We start from the raw sequence: 16,046 nt of genomic DNA on the forward strand, positions 1-16,046 counted from the left end.
CAGCACGGGCTTGTAGGCGGCCTTGGGCGCGCCATTACGCTTCAGCTCACGGCAGATGCTCGATGGCGAGCGACCCAGAGCCGCAGCGATTTGTCGGATCGTCTCACCCGCTTCACGACGCCGGGCAAGCTCACACCGCTCCTCGAGCGTGAGGTGATCATAGGCTTGTCCCATCGCAACACCTCGGTCAGAGAGTGTTGCACTTCGTTTGTGAACTCAGGGGACCCAGATCCCATAGCGGTGTGGTGGATCGGAGGGGCTCAGAGCCCGTGGCGTCAGCCCCAAAGCCATTCCATCCGGGTCCCAGCATTCGCCGGGATGAGCGGAGAAAAAGGGCGATGCCGCACCGGCAGGAAACGCGCTTGGACCCAATCACAGCCTTAGCGCGTTGACCCGGCTCATCTTCCAATCAGGAGCACGGCGACCATGGGCATCTTCAGCAACATCATGGACAAGATCTTCCATCACAAGCCCAAGGCGGCCCCCGCGCCGACCACCCCGACGCCCGCGCCGCAAGCCGCTCCGACCGCCGCCGCGCCCGCCCCAGCCCCGCAGGTCATCGACGTCACCGCCTCGCTCGACGACATGGCCGCCAATGCCGGGCAGAAGCTGGACTGGCGCCATTCGATCGTCGACCTGATGAAGCTGGTCGGCATGGAGAGTAGCCTGTCGGAGCGCAAGGAACTGGCCGACGAGCTGGGCTATAGCGGCGACAAGAACGACAGCGCGGCCATGAACATCTGGCTGCACAAGCAGGTAATCAAGAAGCTCTCGGAAAACGGCGGCAAGGTGCCGGCCGAGTTGATGGACTAAACGAGCACGCAAGACTCCCTCCAGCCCTCCGCGCCATCTCCCCCTCTGGGGAGCCGTCGCGAGCGCCCGAGGGGGTCTTCACTCCCCTTCGTACCCCACCCCCGTCAGATACAGTCCGTCGGCCGGCGCGACCGGCCCACAGGCCGTGCGATCCTTGGCTTCCAGCGCCTCGCGCACGTCCTGAGCACTCCACCGCCCGATCCCGACCTCGGCCAGGGTCCCGGTCATCGACCGCACCTGGCGATGCAGGAACGACCGCGCCTCGAACACCAGATGCACCTCGTCGCCGACGCGCGACACCCGCGCCACGTCCAGCGTCTTCAGCGGCGACTTGGCCTGGCAGGCCATGTCACGAAACGTGGTGAAGTCGTGCAGGCCCACCAAATGCCGGGCCGCCGCCTGCATGGCCTCGGCGTCGATCAGTTTCTTGACGTGCCAGACCTTGCCCGCCTCCAACGCCGGCGGGGCGGGGCGGTTGAGAATGCGGTAGAGGTAGCGACGCTCGACCGCCGAGAAGCGGGCGTGCCAGTCGCCCGTCACCACCACCGCGTCGAGCACGCTGACCGCCTCGCGCGCCAGGTGGGCGTTGAGGGCGTTCATCACCGTCTGAGCGGGCCAGTCGCGCTCGAGATCGACATGGACCACCTGGGCCGTCGCATGGACGCCGGTGTCGGTGCGGCCGGCCGCAGCGATGCGGATCTCCTGGCCGCAGAACGCCTTCACCGCCGTCTCGATCGCCCCCTGCACCGACGGCAGCGCGGCCTGGGCCTGGAAGCCGTTATAGGGCCGGCCGTCATATTCAATCGTCAGGCGGTAGCGGGGCATCTAGTCTGGCTTGACCTAAAACGAGGAAACCAATGGCGCTTATCACAAGCTTCCAACGAAAGCCGCAAGCTAGCGGCCAACTCCAACGAACCGACGTCGTGGGCCACTACAAGGTGTTCTCCCATGATGGACAAAAGCGGGTCCTTCAAATCGACACGCTCGGGTCTCAACAGCGGGAAATCCCTGGCAAGGTGAGCCAGACAATTCAACTGTCGGAGGACAGCGCCAGAGAACTTTGGCTGATCCTCGGCAAAGAGTTTGCCTTCAAAACCTAGGCCAGAGCTGTCCCTACTGCCAGCGGGAAGCCTCGAACGAAGACCTCGGCGTCCTGGGCGCCCTTGCCCTCGCGCTGGGCCTTGAGCAGGCGCACCGCGCCGTCGCCACAGGCGATGAGCAGGGCGTCGTCGAGCACCGCGCCCGCCGCGCCGTCACCGTCCTCGACCCGCGACAGCAAGGCCTTGACCCGCACCGGCCCCTTGTCCGACGGCGCCTCGAACCAGGCTCCGGGAAAAGGCGAAAGCCCGCGGATGTGGCAGTCCACCTCGGCGGCCGAGCGAGTCCAGTCGATGCGAGCCTCGGCGGGCTTGATCTTCTTGGCGTAGGTCACGCCCTCGTCGCTCTGCGGCGTCTCGCGGGCCCCGCCGCGCTCGATGGCGGCCAGGGCGACGGGCAGGATGCGCGAACCGACGGCGGCCAGCTTGTCGTGCAGCGAGCCGGCGGTCTCCAAGGCGTCGATCCGCACCTGCTCGCCCATCAGCACGGGGCCTTCATCGAGGCCGACGCTCATCCGCATCACCTGGACCCCGGTCACCGCGTCGCCGGCCATGATCGCCCGCTGGATCGGCGCGGCGCCCCGCCAACGGGGCAGCAGGCTGGCGTGAAGGTTGAAACAGCCCAGGCGCGGGGCGTCGAGCACCTCGGCCACCAAGATCTGGCCAAAGGCCACCACCACGGCGGCGTCGAGGTCCAGGGCCTGAAAGGCTGCGATCTCCACGGGCGACTTCATCGACACCGGCGTGCGGACTGGCAGGCCCAGGCTGTCGGCGAAGGCGTGGACCGGCGAGGGCTTGAGGTCCTGCCCGCGACCGCGCGGCGCGGGGGGTTGGCTGTAAACACAGGCGATCTCGTGCCCGGCGGACATTAGTTCGGCCAGGCAGGCGACGGAGAATTCGGGCGTCCCGAGGAAGGCGATGCGCATGGCCGCCGGTTTAGACGGCTCGGCGTCCTGGGGAAAGCTTGAGAGTCGGAACCTTCACCATGGACCGCCGTTCTAGGAAGCGACCTTTTCCAAGGAAGAACCGTCATGCGCTCCATCGCCCTCATCGCCGCCGCCGGCCTGGCCGCCCTCTCGCTGGCCGCCTGCTCGGACGAGCACGCCGCCCAGATCAAGGAAGGCGCCAAGGCCGCCGGCTCCGAGATCAAGCAGGCCGCCACCGACATCAAGAACGATCCCGACGTCAAGGAAGCCGGCACGGCCCTGAAGGAAAGCACCAAGGAAGCCGCCGCCGACGTCAAGGTCGCGGCGGGTGAAGCCGTCGATGCGACCAAACAAGCCGGAGCCAAGGCGGGCGACGCCACCAAGGAAGCGGCGGGCGACCTCAATCGCGAAGCCAAGGAAGCCGGCCAGGACGCCAAGCAAGAAGTCCATAAGGCGACGCGGTAAATCACGGACGGGGACACGTCCTCGGGCGTGTCCCCGATAGAGCTAAGCCGCGCGGCGGGCCTTCTTGACCTTGCTGATCGCCCGGTCGCGCTTCAGGCGCGACAGATGGTCGATAAACAGCACGCCGGCCAGATGGTCCATCTCGTGCTGGAAGCAGACGGCGGAGAGGCCCTCGGCCTCTTCCTCCACCGTCTCGCCCTGATAGTTCAGATAGGTCAGCTTGACCTTGGCCGGACGCTCGACCTCGTCGTAGACCTCGGGCACCGACAGGCAGCCCTCTTCGTAGACATAGAGCTCTTCCGACGCCCAGGTGATCTTGGGATTGACGAAATATAGCGGAGCCGGCGGCTCGCCTTCGCGGGCCAGGTCCATGACGATCACGTTGAGCGGCTCGCCCACCTGCACGGCCGCCAGGCCGATGCCGGGGGCGTCGTACATCGTCTCCAGCATGTCATCCATCAGGGCGCGCAGACCGTCATCGACGGCGGGGACGTCCTTGGAGACCTGCTTGAGAACCGCCAGATCGGCGGCGTTATCGACGGTGAGGATGCGACGTATAGCCATGATGGTGCTCAGGTAAGGGCCGCGCGGTTCAGCGTCAAGGCGACGGAAGGGCGCGGGGGAGCGTCACGCCTGTTTCAAAATCCGCTCATCCCGGCGAATGCCGGGACCCCGATCCCGTAGCGGTGTGGCCGATTGGAGGGGCTCAGCGCTCATGGCCTCAGCCTCAGAGCCATCCAATCTGGGTCCCGGCATTCGCCGGGGTGAGCGGAGAAAAAAGCGCTAGAGGTTCGCTTGCAGCTTCGGCGTTTCGTCCACCGCCAGCTTGATCAGCGGCCGTACCGAGCCCTCGACCGGCGTCAGCTCGCCGATCTCCTTGCCCTCGTGGTCCACCGACAGGTCCTCGAAGCGGCGGGCCTGGGTCAGCACCTGGCTTTCCAGCGAGCCGACGAATTGGTTGTAGCGACCGACCGCCGCCTCCAGCGCCTTGCCCACCGAGCCGGCATGGGCCCCCATCACGGCGATCCGCTTGTAGAGCTCGCGACCGACAGCCACGATATTGGCGGCGTTCTTGGCCTGGTCCTCGGCCCGCCAGCCATAGGCGACGGCCTTGCACAGGGCGAACAGGGTGGTGGGGGTGACCAGCAGCACCCGGCGGTCCATGGCCTCGGTCATCAGGTCGGGCAGGCGGTCCAGGGCGGCCGCGAGAAAGCCGTCGCCGGGCACGAACATCGCCACGAAGTCGGGCGAGCCTTCGGACGCGAACTGGTCCCAATAGGCCTTGGCCGACAAGCCCTGCATGTGGTTCCGGACGCTGGCGGCGTGGCGGATCATGGCGGCTTCGCGCAGGGAATCCTCGGTGGCCTCCTGGGCCTCCAGAAAAGCGTTGAGCGAGCACTTGGCGTCGATGACGAACACCCCGCCGCCGGGCATTTTCACCTTCACGTCGGGCCGGCGACGGCCCTCGTCGCTCTCGACGCTGAACTGCTCCTCGAAGTCGAAGCGGTTCGTGAGGCCAGCGGCCTCAAGAACGTTACGTAAAGTCTGCTCGCCCCAGCGGCCTTGCACGCCGGCCCCGCGCCGCAGGGCGGCCGACAGCTTGCGGGCCTCGAACTGGGTGGCCACCGAGGCTTCCATCAGGGCGGTGATCTGGGCCTTGAGGCCGCCGGTCTCTTCGGCGCGGGCCTTTTCGACGGCGGTAACCTGGGCCTCGAACTTGGCCAGGGTCTCGGCCACCGGCTTCAGCTGAGCTTCAAGACGGGCCTGAGACAGTAGTTCGCGGCTTTTGAAGTTCTCCTCGGTGCGCTTGATCAGCGCCTCGGCGACGGTGTTGGCGGTCATGGTCGCCTGCTGGGCGGCCTGGGCGCGGATCAGCTCGCCCTGGGTGATCGCCTGGTCCTCCAGCAGCCGCGCCCGCTCGTCGGCCTGGACCAGCCGGGCGTTGAGCTCCCAGGCGCGGCCGTCGGCGGTGGTCGCCCGCTTCTGGCTGGCCAGGGCCCACAGCACGGCGCCGAGCGCCAGCAGGGCGAAGACCAGGGTGAGGATCAGGAAGGGATCGGAGAAGTTCATGCTCCGTTCCTATAGGGAGTCGGGGGATCTAGGAAGCGGTGGACTTGCCCCCTACGGACCGCTTCGCGGTCGTCTTCCCCCACAGGGGGAAGAGCCTTTGGTTGAAGCCGCGCTGGAGGCTCCGCCCCCTATGGGGCGGACAGACGGCGCAGCCGTCGGGTGGGGGCAAGTGTGCGAGCTCTAAGCCGGCCGCCGGGCCCGCAACGCCTGGGCGATCGTCCCATCGTCGAGCCAGTCCAGGTCGCCGCCCACCGGCACCCCTCGCGCCAGCATGGTCACCGACACCCCCGACGGGATCAGCCGATCGGCCAGGTAATGCGCGGTCGTCTGGCCATCTACCGTGGCCGGCAGGGCCAGGATAACCTCGGAAATCTCGCTGCCGGTCGCCCGGCTCAGCAGCTCGCCCACCCGCAGGGCCTCGGGGCCGATTCCGTCCAGCGCCGACAGCAGCCCGCCCAGCACGTGGTAGCGGCCCTTGAACGACTGCCCGCGCTCCATGGCCCATAGCGACCCCACCTCCTCGACCACGCAGATCAGCCGCGGATCCCGGGTCTGGTCGGCGCAGATGGCGCAGGGATCGGAGGTGTCCAGCGAGCCGCAGATCGAACAGGTCCGCACCTTGGCCTGGGCGTCGACCAGGGCGGCCGTCAAAGGCGCTAGCAGGGTGTCACGCTTCTTCAGCAAGGCCAGCGCCGCCCGCCGGCCCGAGCGCGGGCCCAGGCCCGGCAGCTTTGACAGCAGGGCGATCAGCCGCTCGATCTCGGGTCCGGCGGAGGCGGCCAAGGCCTAGAACTTCATCCCAGGCATGCCGCCCATAAGGCCCGCCATCGGGCCAGCGGCTTCCTGCATCATCTGGGCCTGCTGGGCGTCGAGCTTCTTCTTGGCGTCGGCATGGGCGGCGACGATCAGGTCGGCGATGACCTCGCCTTCGCCGGGCTCGATCAGGCTCTCGTCCAGCACCACCTTGAAGAGTTCGCCCGAGCCCTTCAGCGTGACGGTGACCATGCCGCCGCCCGAGGTGCCGTCGACCGTCAATTCCGCGAGCTTGGCTTGGGCGTCAGCCAGTTTCTGCTGCATGGCCTGGGCCTGCTTCATCAGGCCGCCGAGGTCTTTCATGGGTCTAGGCTCCGCTCTTATGCCCCCCTCCCCCTTGATGGGGGAGGGGCTGGGGGTGGGGTGACAGCGTCGGCGGGCCTTGGCGCGGCAGGGCCACATCCTGAAACGCTTTCACCCCCATCCCCGACCCTTCCCCCATCAAGGGGGAAGGGAGATTTCTATTCTTCCAGCTCATCCGGTTCGATCGGCGGCGCCTCGGGCGTCAGGATCTTGCGGATCTCGACGATCTCGGCGCCGGGGAAGGCGCTGAACACCGAGGCCACGAACGGGTCGGACTTGATCGAGGCCATCTCCTCGCGGTCTTCGCGCTTTTGGCGTTCGATCAGGCTCTCGGCCCCGCCGCCGCCCTCGGCCGCCACCAGCCAGGGCTGGCCGGTCCATTCCTTGAGCGCCCGCACCAGCCGGCCGGCCAGGTTGCCGGGCGCGCCGGGGGCGGGTTCGAAGGTGATCGCCCCGGGCCGGAAGCTGATCGGACGGACATATTGCTCGACATCCAGCCGCAGGCCGATGTCGCGTTTCTCGGCGATCAGCTTCACCACGTCGTCGAAGGACGACAACACCGGAAGAGCCGAGGCGGCCGGCGCGGCCATCATCCGGGGCTGAGCGCTGACCGCGCCGCCATTCCCGCCGCCGCCGACCGAGCCGCCGCCGCCGCCGCTAGGACCGCCACCAGCGGGCAGGCCGTCGCGCAGAGCCTTCAACGCCTCTTCCGGGCCCGGCAGGTCGGCGGCATAGCACAGTCGGATCAGCGCCATCTCTGCGGCGGCCCGGGCATCGGGCGCGCGGCGCACCTCGTCATGGGCCTTGAGCAGCATCTGCCACAGCCGCGACAGGGTCCCGGCCGAGGTCTGGGCCCCGATCGCGGTCAGGCGGGCCGCCTGTTCCTTGGGCAGGGTCAGGGCGTCCGGCCCCAGGGCCTTGGCCACCGAGGCGCCGTGGCAATGGTCCAGCAGGTCGAGCATGACCACCGCCGGATCGGCCCCGAAGCCCCACAGGGCGCGGAAGCCGGCCAGGGAGTCGCCGGGCTTGCCGCTCATCACGTTCTCGAACAGGGCGATGGTCTGGCCGCGGTCGGCCAGGCCCAGCATGTCGCGGACCACGGCGGCGGTGACGGTGGAGCCGCGCTCGCCTTGAACGATGGCCTGGTCCAGCAGCGAGAGGCCGTCGCGCACCGAACCCTCGGCGGCGCGGGCGATCAAGGCCAGGCCGTCTTCCTCGACCTTGGCGCCCTCATTGGCGGCGATCTTGGCGAAGTGCTTGACCAGCACGTCGGGCTCGACCCGGCGCAGGTCGAAGCGCTGGGTGCGCGACAGGATGGTCACCGGCACCTTGCGGATTTCAGTCGTCGCAAAAATGAATTTGGCGTGCGGCGGCGGCTCTTCCAGCGTCTTCAGCAGGGCGTTGAACGCCGCCGTCGACAGCATGTGCACTTCGTCGATGATATAGACCTTGTAGCGCGCCTCGACCGGGGCGTAGCGCACGCCGTCCAGCAGCTCGCGCATCTCGTCGACCTTGGTGCGGGACGCGGCGTCGAGCTCCAGCACGTCCATGTGCCGGCCCTCGATGATCGACTTGCAGTGCCGGCCCTCGACGGTCAGGTCGACCGAGGGCTGGTGCACGGTGTCGGTCTCGTAGTTGAGGGCCCGGGCCAGCAGGCGGGCGGTGGTGGTCTTGCCCACCCCCCGCACGCCGGTGAGCATGAAGGCGTGGGCGATGCGCCCGGTGGAGAAGGCGTTGGCCAGGGTGCGGACCATCGCCTCCTGGCCGATCAAATCCTCGAAGGTGCGCGGCCGGTACTTGCGGGCCAGCACGGTGTAGGCGGCAGCGGGATCGGACGCCTGGGAGGTCATGGGTGTGACGGCGGGCGCCGCTTCAGCCGGAAGCGTCGCCACGGGCGCGGCGATGGGCGCGGCCCCGAAGATGTCGGCGGTGTTCGCGTCGCGCTCGTGCTCTGCCCCAGGGGGAGCTTCATCCCACGGCGGCGCGGAATCGGTGAGGTCGTCGTGGTCGGCCATGTCTCGACTGTAGAGCGCGGAGAGGCGCAGCAAAAGGCTCGGCCCGCGCTTGCAGGCCAGATGCTGTCAGATTTCAGGGGGAAGGTGGAGACCGACAGCCGACCCGAAGGTTAACTCGTTGTGGCTGCTGCCTCTCGGCCCTGACCAGATTGGCGAGCGCTTCGCCCGTCGCCGATCTCCGAGGCCTATATCGCGACTCGTCGTGAAGGATGCAAGACATCAAGCGCCGGGCCGTGACGACTCTTCGTCGCGGATGCTACAGAAACGCCATGGCTCTTTCGATCATCACCAACATCTTCGCCGGCAACCCGCTGGACCGCGCCGGCGAGCGGCGCGGCGACGAGTCGTGGCTGGCCGAGAAGGCCGACGATCCGCATTCGCTGGCCGTGGCTCTCTGGAATGGCAAGCCGCTGGTCGAGGACGCGCCTGCGTCCCAAGACAAGGATGGCGAGGACAAGCCGGCCAGCGTCCAGATCGCCTATCTGCGGGCCGACATGGCCAAGGACTTGGCCGGCACGCCCGAGCGGCTGCTGTTCATGGGGCTGTGGAAGGACATCGCGGTGTTCGCGGTGGATCTCGAAGGCTCGGCCGATCCCGTCGAGGGCCCGCTGCAGGGCCTGGGCCGGTTCGAGGAGCTGCGAGGCGTCGCCCCGATGCTGCCGCCGCCCGACGCAGGCATATTGGCCACCGCCAAGTCGATGTTCGAATGGCGTCGCAAGCACCGGTGGTGCAGCGCCTGCGGCCAGGAGACCGCCGTCACCGATGGCGGCTGGAAGCGGCTCTGCCCGGCCTGCCACACCGAGCACTTCCCGCGCACCGACCCGGTGGCGATCATGCTGGCCCTGCACGACGGCAAATGCCTCCTGGGTCGCCAGGCCGCCTGGCCGGCCGGCATGTATTCCGCCCTGGCCGGCTTCATCGAGCCCGGCGAGACGATCGAGGAAGGCTGCGCCCGCGAGCTAAAGGAAGAGGCGGGCCTGACCGCAACCGCCGTTCGCTACCACTCCAGCCAGCCCTGGCCCTGGCCGTCGTCGCTGATGATGGGCCTGATGGCCGACGTCGACAGCGACCAGGCCGCCCCCGACCAGACCGAGCTGGAAGCGGTCAAGTGGTTCACCAAGGACGAGGCCAAGGCCCTGATCAGGGGCGAGATGGAGGGCTTCTTCGCCCCGCCGCCGCTGGCGATCGCCCACCAACTGATCAAGGCGTGGGCGGAGGACTAAGTCCTGCCCCTGTGGGGCAGGTGTCGGCGAAGGCGCCGGAGGGGGAGGATCCGGACAGTGTCCGCGCCCTAGATCGCAAGAGCCTAAAACTCCCCCCACCGATCGCCTTCGCGATCGCCTCCCCACAGGGGGAGGACCTTGTCCCATTCAGCCGCCGAACACCCTGACCAACTCCCGCACCACCATCACCGCCAGGGTGATCGTCGACAGCGAGAAGGCCAGGAACCGCAGCGCCACGACATTGGCGCTGACCTGGACCAAACTATGAACCACCCGCAGCGCCACATAGAGCCAGGCCAGACGCAGCGCCCAGCCGTCGAGGTGCCCCGCCACCTGGATCGCCAGGGCGGCGGCGTAGAAGATGGTCGGCTGCTCCATCAGGTGGTTGTAGTTGTTGGCCGCCTGCCGAACCCCGGCGGGCAGGAGGTCGAGACTGCCTGGAAATGCCGCGTCCTGCGGCTTGAGCCCCGCCTTGCTCATCGCCGGTAGGCGGCGGACATACATCCACAGCCAGATCAGCAGTGACCAGGCCACCAGCGCCATCACTGGCGCGATCATCGTATGCATAGCGTCCCTCCCAGGATCGTTTTCGGGAGGTTAGGCGCCGATTGCCCAATAGCGAAGCTTGCCGCGACGGCAGGGACGGTGCGTCCTTCGAGGCTCGGCTGCGCCTCGCACCTCAGGATGAGGAATTCAGCAACAGCGTTCCTCATCCTGAGGCGCCCGCGGAGCGCGCCTCGAAGGACGCACGGCGCTTAAACCCGATCCCGGAACGGATCGGCTGGGTATACGCCCAGGATTTCGAACTTGTCCGAGAAGAACTTCAGCTCATCGAAGGCCAGGGCCAGCGAGCGATCCTCGGGCCGGCCATCGACTTCGGCATAGAAGAAGGTCGCCGTGAAGGCGCCGCCCTCCATGTAGCTTTCCAGCTTGGTCATGTTGACGCCGTTGGTCGCAAAGCCGCCCAGCACCTTGTAGAGCGCGGCCGGCAGGTTGCGCACCTTGAACACGAAGCTGGTCACGCAGCGGTGGGTGAAGGCCGGCGCCTCCGGGGCCTTCTCCGCCGTCATCACCAGGAATCGCGTGGTGTTGTTGCGTTCGTCCTCGATGTCGCGGGCCAGGATGTCGAGGCCATAGATCTCGGCGGCCAGGGCGGGCGCGACGGCGGCTCGGGTCGGGTCGGGCTTGAGGGCCAGGGCCTTGGCGGCGCCGGCCGTGTCGCCGGCGCTCTCGTGAGCCAGGCCCAGCTTCTTGAGGCTGTGGCGGCACTGGCTGAGCGCGATCGGCATCGAGCAGGCGGTCGTCACCGTCTCCAGCGTCACGCCCTTATTGGCCATCAGCTGGAAGCGGATCGGCTTGAAACGCTCGCCGATGATCTTCAGGCCCGAAGCGGGCAGCAGATGGTGGACGTCGGCCACGCGGCCGGCGATCGAGTTCTCGATCGGGATCATACCCAGCTGGCAGGCGCCGGTCTTGATGGCCTCGAACGCCTCCTCGAAGGTGGCGCAGGGCACGGCCTCGTAGTCGGGGAAATAGGTGCGGCAGGCTTCGTGGCTGTTGGCGCCGGGCTCGCCCTGGAAGGCGATCTTCTTGAGGAGGCTCATGGGTGGTTCCCGGCGTGCAGGGTCAGGGCGAACTGGCGCGCCGCATCGAGGTCGGAAGGGTTGTCGACGGAGATCGGAGCCTCGGGCGCCACGGCGGCGTGCAGCACGAGGCCCAGCTCCATGGCCCGCAGTTGCTCCAGCTTCTCGCGCTTCTCCAGCGGCGAGGCCGGGGCGGCGTTGAAGGCCTGCAAGGCGGCGCGGCGATAGCCATAGATGCCGATGTGTCGCCAGATCGGCGCGTCGCCATAGAGGGTGGAGCGGGTGAAATAGAGGGCCCGGCCGGAAAAGCCGTCATGTTCCATGGCCAGAACGGCCTTGACCACGTCGGGATTGCTCCGGTCCTGCGGCGAGGCCTCCGGTGCGACGACCGTGGCGATGTCGCAATCGGGATAGGCGCCCAGCAGGTCGGCGCAGGCGGCCAGCATCGAGGGCTGCACGAACGGCATGTCGCCTTGCAGGTTGATCACCACGTCGTGGGCGCCGTCGGGATCCAGCACGTCCAGCGCCGCCAGGATGCGGTCGGAGCCCGAAGCCAGGTTCGGGTCGGTCAGAACGGCTTGGCCGCCCGCCGCCTGGACAGCCTCGAGGATCGCAATATCGCCCGCCGCCACGACCACCGGACCGATTCCCGCCGCCTGGGCTTGACGCAGAACCCGTACGATCATCGATACGCCGCCGATGTCGGCCAGGGGCTTGTTGGGCAGGCGGGTGGCCGCCATGCGGGCCGGAATGACGACGATGGGGTTCATGGAAACGCCGATGCTGGGCAAAACCGTTGCTGGCCGGTTGCGCCTGGGGCGGTAGCGTGTAAGAGACGCGAGCGCAACATGGAGCGTACGGGGGAACCTCCGGGCGCGAACTCGGGCCTGTCGTCAGACGGCCCCCAAGAGGCTGGTAAGGCTTTAGATGAGCGACCTGACGTTCAACAAGATCGCTGGCGGCGTACTGCTGACCGGCCTGGTCATTTTCGGTCTCAAGGAAGCGTCGGACATCGTTTTCGCCAAGCACGAAATCGAGAAGCCGGGCTATGAGATCGCGGTGGCTGAAGAAGCCGAAGCCGGCGGTCCCGCCGCCGAGGTCGCGCCTGACTGGGGTAGCGTCCTGCTGGTTTCGGCCAATATCGCGGCCGGCCAAGCGGTGACCGCCAAGTGCACCTCCTGTCACAGCTTCGCCCAAGGCGGCGCGACCATCGTCGGTCCCGACCTGTACGGCGTGGTGGGCCGCAAGCCGGGCGCGCACCCCGGCATGGCCTATTCGGCGAGCATGGTCGAGTTCGGAGCCAAGAACCCGGTCTGGGACTACGACCACCTCGACCAGTTCCTGAAGGGTCCGGGCAAGTACATCTCGGGCACCAAGATGTCGTTTGTCGGCCTGAAGAAGCAGGAAGACCGGATCGCGGTGATTTCCTATCTGCACAGCCTGGGCTCGACCCTGCCCGTGCCCGCCCCCAAGCCGGCCGGTCCGGCCCTGCCTGCCGCCGGGGCTCCGGCTGCCGCGGCGCCCGCCGCCGGCACGGCCGTGTCGGGCGGCGCTCCGGCGGCTCCGGGCGCTCCGACGACCCCGTCGCCGTCCGCCGACAAGGCCGCGACCGCGCCCGTCAAATAGGCCGACGCTTTCGCGACAAGCATCCAAGGCCGTGGGTTCGCCCACGGCCTTTTTGTTTGCGGGTCTTGCCAGGGCGCCTGTCTTGCAGGCGCCGTCGCAACGTCGTCAGCAAACCTGCCTTGCCGGCTTTTCCTATTTTGTGAGTAGGGTAACGGATCCTACAGCTTCACCGGATCCGCTCGCCCATGACGCTCGCCAAGTTCGCTCGCCCCTCCTTTGTACGGGTGTTCGCCCTCGCCGCCCTCGTCCTCGCCGCGCCGATCAGCGCCCAGGCCGCCAAGTCCCCGACCGTGAGACTGCAGTCGCTGGCCGAGTTGCCCACCCCCCTGCCCTATCCCTATGACGAGAAGGCCGACGCTGAGGCCGATGTCGCCAAGGCGATCAAGACCGCCAAGGCCAAGCACAAGCTGGTGCTGATCGACCTGGGCGGCAACTGGTGCGGCGACTGCCGGGTGTTCGCCGGCATGATCGAACAGCCCGACCTCAAGGCCTTCGTCGACAAGCATTACGAGGTCGTGGCCGTGAACGTCGGCCGCTACGACCACAACATGCAGATCCCGGCCCGCTACGGCATCGACAAGCTGAACGGCGTGCCGACCTTCCTGGTGGTCGACACCAAGGGCAAGCTGGTCAATCCCGACGCCCTGTTCGCCCTCACAGACGCCCGCCACATGACCCCCCAATCGCTGGCCGACTGGCTGGCGCAGTGGCCGAAGTAGGCCTGTAGGGACGCCCCCTCCGTCACACAGCTTCGCCGCGCGCCACCTCCCCCCGCTTCGCAAGGGAGGACGCTCGGATTTCTCCTCCCCTGCGAAGCGGGGGAGGTGGCACGAAGGGCCGGAGGGGGCGTCCCGCGCCTAAGGTCTCCTCCACCCCGTCACCGGCCCGCTTCCCGCAGCTTCGATCCGGGTGATGGCTTCGGCCAGAGGCTCGACGGCCACGGCCATGTGGTGGGCGTTGGCGTGGAGGACGGTGTCTGCGTCCAACAGGATGGCCACATGGCCTTTCCAGAACACCAGATCGCCGCGCCGACGATCCTCGGCCGCGATCGGCTTGAAGAAGGCCCGTTGCAGGTCGGTGTCGCGCGGGACCGCCCGGCCACAGGCCGCCAGGGCCTGCTGGACGAGGCCCGAACAGTCCAGACCCAGCGATTCGCGACCGCCCCACTGGTAGGGCGCGCCGAGATAGCCTTCCGCCACCGCCACATGGTCGGTCAGGGCCACGCCGACCGGCGCCAGATGGGCGGCGATGAACCAGCCCGTGCCCTCACCCTTGGCGAACCGGCCTTCGGTAGCCTCGATGGCGGTCAGGGCGTTGAGCGAATAGAGGCCCGCCGGCCGTGACTTGATGTTCGGCTCGGCGAAGGCATAGGTGCGCGGGACCGCCACCTGGTGGGTGGCCGGCGCGCCCAGGGCCGCCAGGTCGGCCTCGGCGACGAAACCGACATAGCCGTCGCGCGCCGCCTGGCCCCAGGCGAAGCCGTCCTTGATCTCCAGCACCCGGAAGTGCTCGCCGAACAGCAGTTGGTCCCACTGCTCGGCCATCGGATGGGCAGCTTTGCGCAGGGCGGCGGTCGGCATGGCGACCTGGCGCGGCTTGGGCGCCGCGTAGCGTTCGGCGGCGACCAGACCCTGCAGGTCGAGGTCGGCCAAGTCCGGGCGAGCCAGGGTGAGGCGCGGGTCGCTCATGCCGAAGCCTTCGGAAAACGCGACTTCAGCATGCCATACAGCCCGCGGATCACCTGAGCCTCGCCGCCGGCCGCGTAGCCGGGCCGGGCCTTGGGGTTCCAGGCGAAGATGTCGAAATGCACCCAAGCCCCGGTCGTCGGCGCGAAAGCCTGAAGAAACAGGGCGGCGGTGATCGAGCCGGCCTGGGCCCAGGCGTCGGGGTCGTTCTTCAGGTCGGCGATGTCGCTCTCGACCGCCTCGCGATAGCCGTCCCACAGCGGCATGCGCCAGACGGGATCGACGGCGTTGCGCGCACCCTCCTCGATCTCCAGGGCCAGGTCATCGTCTGGGGTGTAGAAGGGGATCACCTGCGGACCGAGCGCCGCGCGGGCGGCGCCGGTCAGGGTGGCGAGATCGATCGTCAACACCGGCTCCAGCTCGGCCGCCCGCGTCAGGGCGTCGGCCAGGATCAGGCGACCCTCGGCGTCGGTATTGCCCACCTCCACGCTCAACCCCGCGCGGGTGGCCAGCACGTCGCCCGGCCGCATGGCGTCGCCAGCGATGGCGTTCTCGACCACCGGGACCAGCACGCTCAGCGCCACCGGCAGGCCGGCGGCCATCACCATTCGGGCAAGCGCCAGGGCGTGCGCGGCGCCGCCCATGTCCTTCTTCATGTTGCGCATGCCGCTCGACGGCTTGATGTCCAGGCCGCCGGTGTCGAACACCACGCCCTTTCCCACGATCGCGACGCGAGGGTGGGCCGCGTCGCCCCAGCTGATCTCGATCATCCGGGGCGCGCGCGCCGGCACGGCGGCGCGGCCCACGGCGTGGATGGCGGGATAGTTCTGTTCCAGCAGGTCATCGCCGGTCACCACCGCGATGGTCGCCCCATGGTGCTCGGCGATCTCGCGGGCGATGGTCTCGATCTGCAGTGGGCCCAGGTCGTTGGCCGGGGTGTTGACCATGTCGCGGGCCAGGGCGCAGGCATGGGCCACGGCGCGGATTTCGGCAAGATCGACGCCGTCATCCGCGACCAGTCGTCGCGGGGTTTCACCGGCGCGCGGCTTGTAGCGATCGAACCTGTAGCTGCCGAGCGCGAAGGCCAGGGCGATCTGACCGGCGTCCAGGCCGTCGGGGACGGACGACAGCCGGTAGTCCCCGCCCGGCAGCTTGCCCGGCAAGGCGCGAAACAGCATGGCGTCGGCCTTGCCCTTTTCCCCCAGGCCCAGCAGCACGCGGTCCACAACCCCTTGCGGCGTCGGCAAAATCAGCACCTGGCCGGCGCTGGCCTTGAAGTCCTCCAGCGCCACGTAGCCTTTGACGAAACTGGGCCGGGCCTCGACGAAGGCCGCCAGCTCGGACTCGTACAGGCAGTGAATCGGCGTCGCCGCCCCGTCCCCGGCGGAGCGTTGCGAGGGGGCGATGATCGGTTCCGACATGGGCGC

19 protein-coding genes, 1 other RNA gene and 1 pseudogene are annotated in these 16,046 nt (G+C 68.2%); 7 read left to right on the top strand and 14 right to left on the bottom strand.

Going from position 1 to position 16,046, the window contains the following annotated elements; all coding sequences use genetic code 11:
• Positions 1-174: helix-turn-helix domain-containing protein (locus ACP696_RS06520; RefSeq protein ID WP_426043661.1), on the bottom strand; the 174-nt coding region annotated here is incomplete at its 3' end.
• Between the two features lie 252 nt (positions 175-426).
• On the opposite strand from ACP696_RS06520, the gene ACP696_RS06525 reads away from it, so the two are divergent.
• Complete coding sequence (locus ACP696_RS06525; protein ID WP_426043587.1) at positions 427-813, top strand: DUF3597 domain-containing protein; 387 nt, start codon at positions 427-429, stop codon at positions 811-813.
• A 78-nt stretch (positions 814-891) separates the two neighbouring features.
• Here ACP696_RS06525 and truA read toward each other — a convergent pair whose 3' ends face one another.
• Positions 892-1,638 carry a tRNA pseudouridine(38-40) synthase TruA gene (gene truA, locus ACP696_RS06530; protein WP_426043588.1) on the bottom strand — a complete coding sequence of 249 codons (747 nt, stop codon included), beginning with the start codon at positions 1,636-1,638 and terminating at the stop codon, positions 892-894.
• Positions 1,639-1,670: 32 nt separating this feature from the next.
• Here truA and ACP696_RS06535 point away from each other — a divergent pair, with 32 nt between their 5' ends.
• The gene (locus ACP696_RS06535; protein ID WP_426043589.1) at positions 1,671-1,913 is read left to right on the top strand and encodes a hypothetical protein; all 243 of its coding nucleotides are present in this window, start codon (positions 1,671-1,673) and stop codon (positions 1,911-1,913) included.
• On the opposite strand, the gene fmt is transcribed toward ACP696_RS06535, so the two are convergent.
• Entirely contained in the window at positions 1,910-2,836 is a 927-nt protein-coding gene (gene fmt, locus ACP696_RS06540; RefSeq protein WP_426043590.1) for a methionyl-tRNA formyltransferase, read from the bottom strand. The genes ACP696_RS06535 and fmt overlap by 4 nt on opposite strands.
• Before the next feature lie 105 nt (positions 2,837-2,941).
• Between fmt and ACP696_RS06545 the strand changes: the two genes are divergently transcribed.
• A complete protein-coding gene (locus ACP696_RS06545) occupies positions 2,942-3,301 on the top strand; it encodes a cell surface protein (RefSeq protein WP_426011091.1) in 360 nt (119 codons plus the stop codon).
• 42 nt (positions 3,302-3,343) lie between these two features.
• On the opposite strand, the gene def is transcribed toward ACP696_RS06545, so the two are convergent.
• From def to ffs, 6 genes are all read right to left on the bottom strand, one after another.
• Positions 3,344-3,865: a peptide deformylase gene (gene def, locus ACP696_RS06550; protein ID WP_426011089.1), complete on the bottom strand. Its 522-nt coding sequence runs from the start codon at positions 3,863-3,865 to the stop codon at positions 3,344-3,346.
• Between the two features lie 219 nt (positions 3,866-4,084).
• Positions 4,085-5,371, bottom strand: a complete 1,287-nt coding sequence (gene rmuC / locus ACP696_RS06555) for a DNA recombination protein RmuC (RefSeq protein WP_426043591.1) — start codon at positions 5,369-5,371, stop codon at positions 4,085-4,087.
• Between the two features lie 180 nt (positions 5,372-5,551).
• Positions 5,552-6,154 (bottom strand): recombination mediator RecR, encoded by a 603-nt coding sequence (gene recR / locus ACP696_RS06560; RefSeq protein ID WP_426043592.1) that lies wholly within the window; start codon positions 6,152-6,154, stop codon positions 5,552-5,554.
• Positions 6,155-6,157: 3 nt separating this feature from the next.
• Entirely contained in the window at positions 6,158-6,487 is a 330-nt protein-coding gene (locus tag ACP696_RS06565) for a YbaB/EbfC family nucleoid-associated protein (protein WP_426011083.1), read from the bottom strand.
• Positions 6,488-6,645: 158 nt separating this feature from the next.
• Positions 6,646-8,502, bottom strand: a complete 1,857-nt coding sequence (locus ACP696_RS06570) for a DNA polymerase III subunit gamma/tau (RefSeq protein ID WP_426011082.1) — start codon at positions 8,500-8,502, stop codon at positions 6,646-6,648.
• A gap of 82 nt (positions 8,503-8,584) precedes the next feature.
• Positions 8,585-8,683: signal recognition particle sRNA small type (gene ffs, locus ACP696_RS06575), an RNA gene on the bottom strand.
• 88 nt (positions 8,684-8,771) lie between these two features.
• Here ffs and nudC point away from each other — a divergent pair.
• Positions 8,772-9,725: an NAD(+) diphosphatase gene (nudC, locus tag ACP696_RS06580; protein ID WP_426011080.1), complete on the top strand. Its 954-nt coding sequence runs from the start codon at positions 8,772-8,774 to the stop codon at positions 9,723-9,725.
• Between the two features lie 147 nt (positions 9,726-9,872).
• Here nudC and ACP696_RS06585 read toward each other — a convergent pair whose 3' ends face one another.
• Positions 9,873-10,292, bottom strand: coding sequence for an MAPEG family protein (locus tag ACP696_RS06585; RefSeq protein ID WP_426011079.1), 420 nt, complete (start codon positions 10,290-10,292; stop codon positions 9,873-9,875).
• A 98-nt stretch (positions 10,293-10,390) separates the two neighbouring features.
• On the opposite strand from ACP696_RS06585, the pseudogene ACP696_RS06590 reads away from it, so the two are divergent.
• Positions 10,391-10,498: pseudogene (locus ACP696_RS06590) on the top strand (hypothetical protein); the annotation flags it as partial.
• On the opposite strand, the gene ACP696_RS06595 reads toward ACP696_RS06590, so the two are convergent.
• Complete coding sequence (locus ACP696_RS06595; RefSeq protein WP_426011077.1) at positions 10,481-11,329, bottom strand: prephenate dehydratase; 849 nt, start codon at positions 11,327-11,329, stop codon at positions 10,481-10,483. The pseudogene ACP696_RS06590 and the gene ACP696_RS06595 sit on opposite strands and share 18 nt — an antisense overlap.
• Positions 11,326-12,078, bottom strand: a complete 753-nt coding sequence (locus ACP696_RS06600; protein ID WP_426011075.1) for a 3-deoxy-manno-octulosonate cytidylyltransferase — start codon at positions 12,076-12,078, stop codon at positions 11,326-11,328. Before ACP696_RS06600 ends, ACP696_RS06595 begins: the two co-directional genes overlap by 4 nt.
• Before the next feature lie 157 nt (positions 12,079-12,235).
• Here ACP696_RS06600 and ACP696_RS06605 point away from each other — a divergent pair, with 157 nt between their 5' ends.
• Together ACP696_RS06605 and ACP696_RS06610 are read left to right on the top strand one after the other, a co-directional pair.
• Positions 12,236-12,934 (top strand): c-type cytochrome, encoded by a 699-nt coding sequence (locus ACP696_RS06605; RefSeq protein ID WP_426011072.1) that lies wholly within the window; start codon positions 12,236-12,238, stop codon positions 12,932-12,934.
• 185 nt (positions 12,935-13,119) lie between these two features.
• Positions 13,120-13,653 (top strand): thioredoxin family protein, encoded by a 534-nt coding sequence (locus ACP696_RS06610; RefSeq protein ID WP_426011070.1) that lies wholly within the window; start codon positions 13,120-13,122, stop codon positions 13,651-13,653.
• A gap of 138 nt (positions 13,654-13,791) precedes the next feature.
• Here ACP696_RS06610 and ACP696_RS06615 read toward each other — a convergent pair whose 3' ends face one another.
• Positions 13,792-14,622 carry a C40 family peptidase gene (locus ACP696_RS06615; protein WP_426011068.1) on the bottom strand — a complete coding sequence of 277 codons (831 nt, stop codon included), beginning with the start codon at positions 14,620-14,622 and terminating at the stop codon, positions 13,792-13,794.
• Positions 14,619-16,040 carry a leucyl aminopeptidase family protein gene (locus ACP696_RS06620; RefSeq protein ID WP_426011066.1) on the bottom strand — a complete coding sequence of 474 codons (1,422 nt, stop codon included), beginning with the start codon at positions 16,038-16,040 and terminating at the stop codon, positions 14,619-14,621. Before ACP696_RS06620 ends, ACP696_RS06615 begins: the two co-directional genes overlap by 4 nt.
• Positions 16,041-16,046: the final 6 nt, after the last annotated feature.

The sequence above is a fragment of the Caulobacter sp. DWR3-1-2 genome, from assembly GCF_049896225.1.
In the GTDB taxonomy this organism is placed as follows: Bacteria; Pseudomonadota; Alphaproteobacteria; order Caulobacterales; family Caulobacteraceae; genus Caulobacter.

Bases quoted from the DNA above. Each gene is read 5' to 3' on its own strand.
- ACP696_RS06525 (WP_426043587.1), top strand. From the start codon at position 427: ATGGGCATCTTCAGCAACATCATGGACAAGATCTTCCATCACAAGCCC.
- truA (WP_426043588.1), bottom strand. From the start codon at position 1,638: ATGCCCCGCTACCGCCTGACGATTGAATATGACGGCCGGCCCTATAAC.
- ACP696_RS06535 (WP_426043589.1), top strand. From the start codon at position 1,671: ATGGCGCTTATCACAAGCTTCCAACGAAAGCCGCAAGCTAGCGGCCAA.
- fmt (WP_426043590.1), bottom strand. From the start codon at position 2,836: ATGCGCATCGCCTTCCTCGGGACGCCCGAATTCTCCGTCGCCTGCCTG.
- ACP696_RS06545 (WP_426011091.1), top strand. From the start codon at position 2,942: ATGCGCTCCATCGCCCTCATCGCCGCCGCCGGCCTGGCCGCCCTCTCG.
- def (WP_426011089.1), bottom strand. From the start codon at position 3,865: ATGGCTATACGTCGCATCCTCACCGTCGATAACGCCGCCGATCTGGCG.
- rmuC (WP_426043591.1), bottom strand. From the start codon at position 5,371: ATGAACTTCTCCGATCCCTTCCTGATCCTCACCCTGGTCTTCGCCCTG.
- ACP696_RS06565 (WP_426011083.1), bottom strand. From the start codon at position 6,487: ATGAAAGACCTCGGCGGCCTGATGAAGCAGGCCCAGGCCATGCAGCAG.
- ACP696_RS06570 (WP_426011082.1), bottom strand. From the start codon at position 8,502: ATGGCCGACCACGACGACCTCACCGATTCCGCGCCGCCGTGGGATGAA.
- nudC (WP_426011080.1), top strand. From the start codon at position 8,772: ATGGCTCTTTCGATCATCACCAACATCTTCGCCGGCAACCCGCTGGAC.
- ACP696_RS06585 (WP_426011079.1), bottom strand. From the start codon at position 10,292: ATGCATACGATGATCGCGCCAGTGATGGCGCTGGTGGCCTGGTCACTG.
- ACP696_RS06595 (WP_426011077.1), bottom strand. From the start codon at position 11,329: ATGAGCCTCCTCAAGAAGATCGCCTTCCAGGGCGAGCCCGGCGCCAAC.
- ACP696_RS06600 (WP_426011075.1), bottom strand. From the start codon at position 12,078: ATGAACCCCATCGTCGTCATTCCGGCCCGCATGGCGGCCACCCGCCTG.
- ACP696_RS06605 (WP_426011072.1), top strand. From the start codon at position 12,236: ATGAGCGACCTGACGTTCAACAAGATCGCTGGCGGCGTACTGCTGACC.
- ACP696_RS06610 (WP_426011070.1), top strand. From the start codon at position 13,120: ATGACGCTCGCCAAGTTCGCTCGCCCCTCCTTTGTACGGGTGTTCGCC.
- ACP696_RS06615 (WP_426011068.1), bottom strand. From the start codon at position 14,622: ATGAGCGACCCGCGCCTCACCCTGGCTCGCCCGGACTTGGCCGACCTC.
- ACP696_RS06620 (WP_426011066.1), bottom strand. From the start codon at position 16,040: ATGTCGGAACCGATCATCGCCCCCTCGCAACGCTCCGCCGGGGACGGG.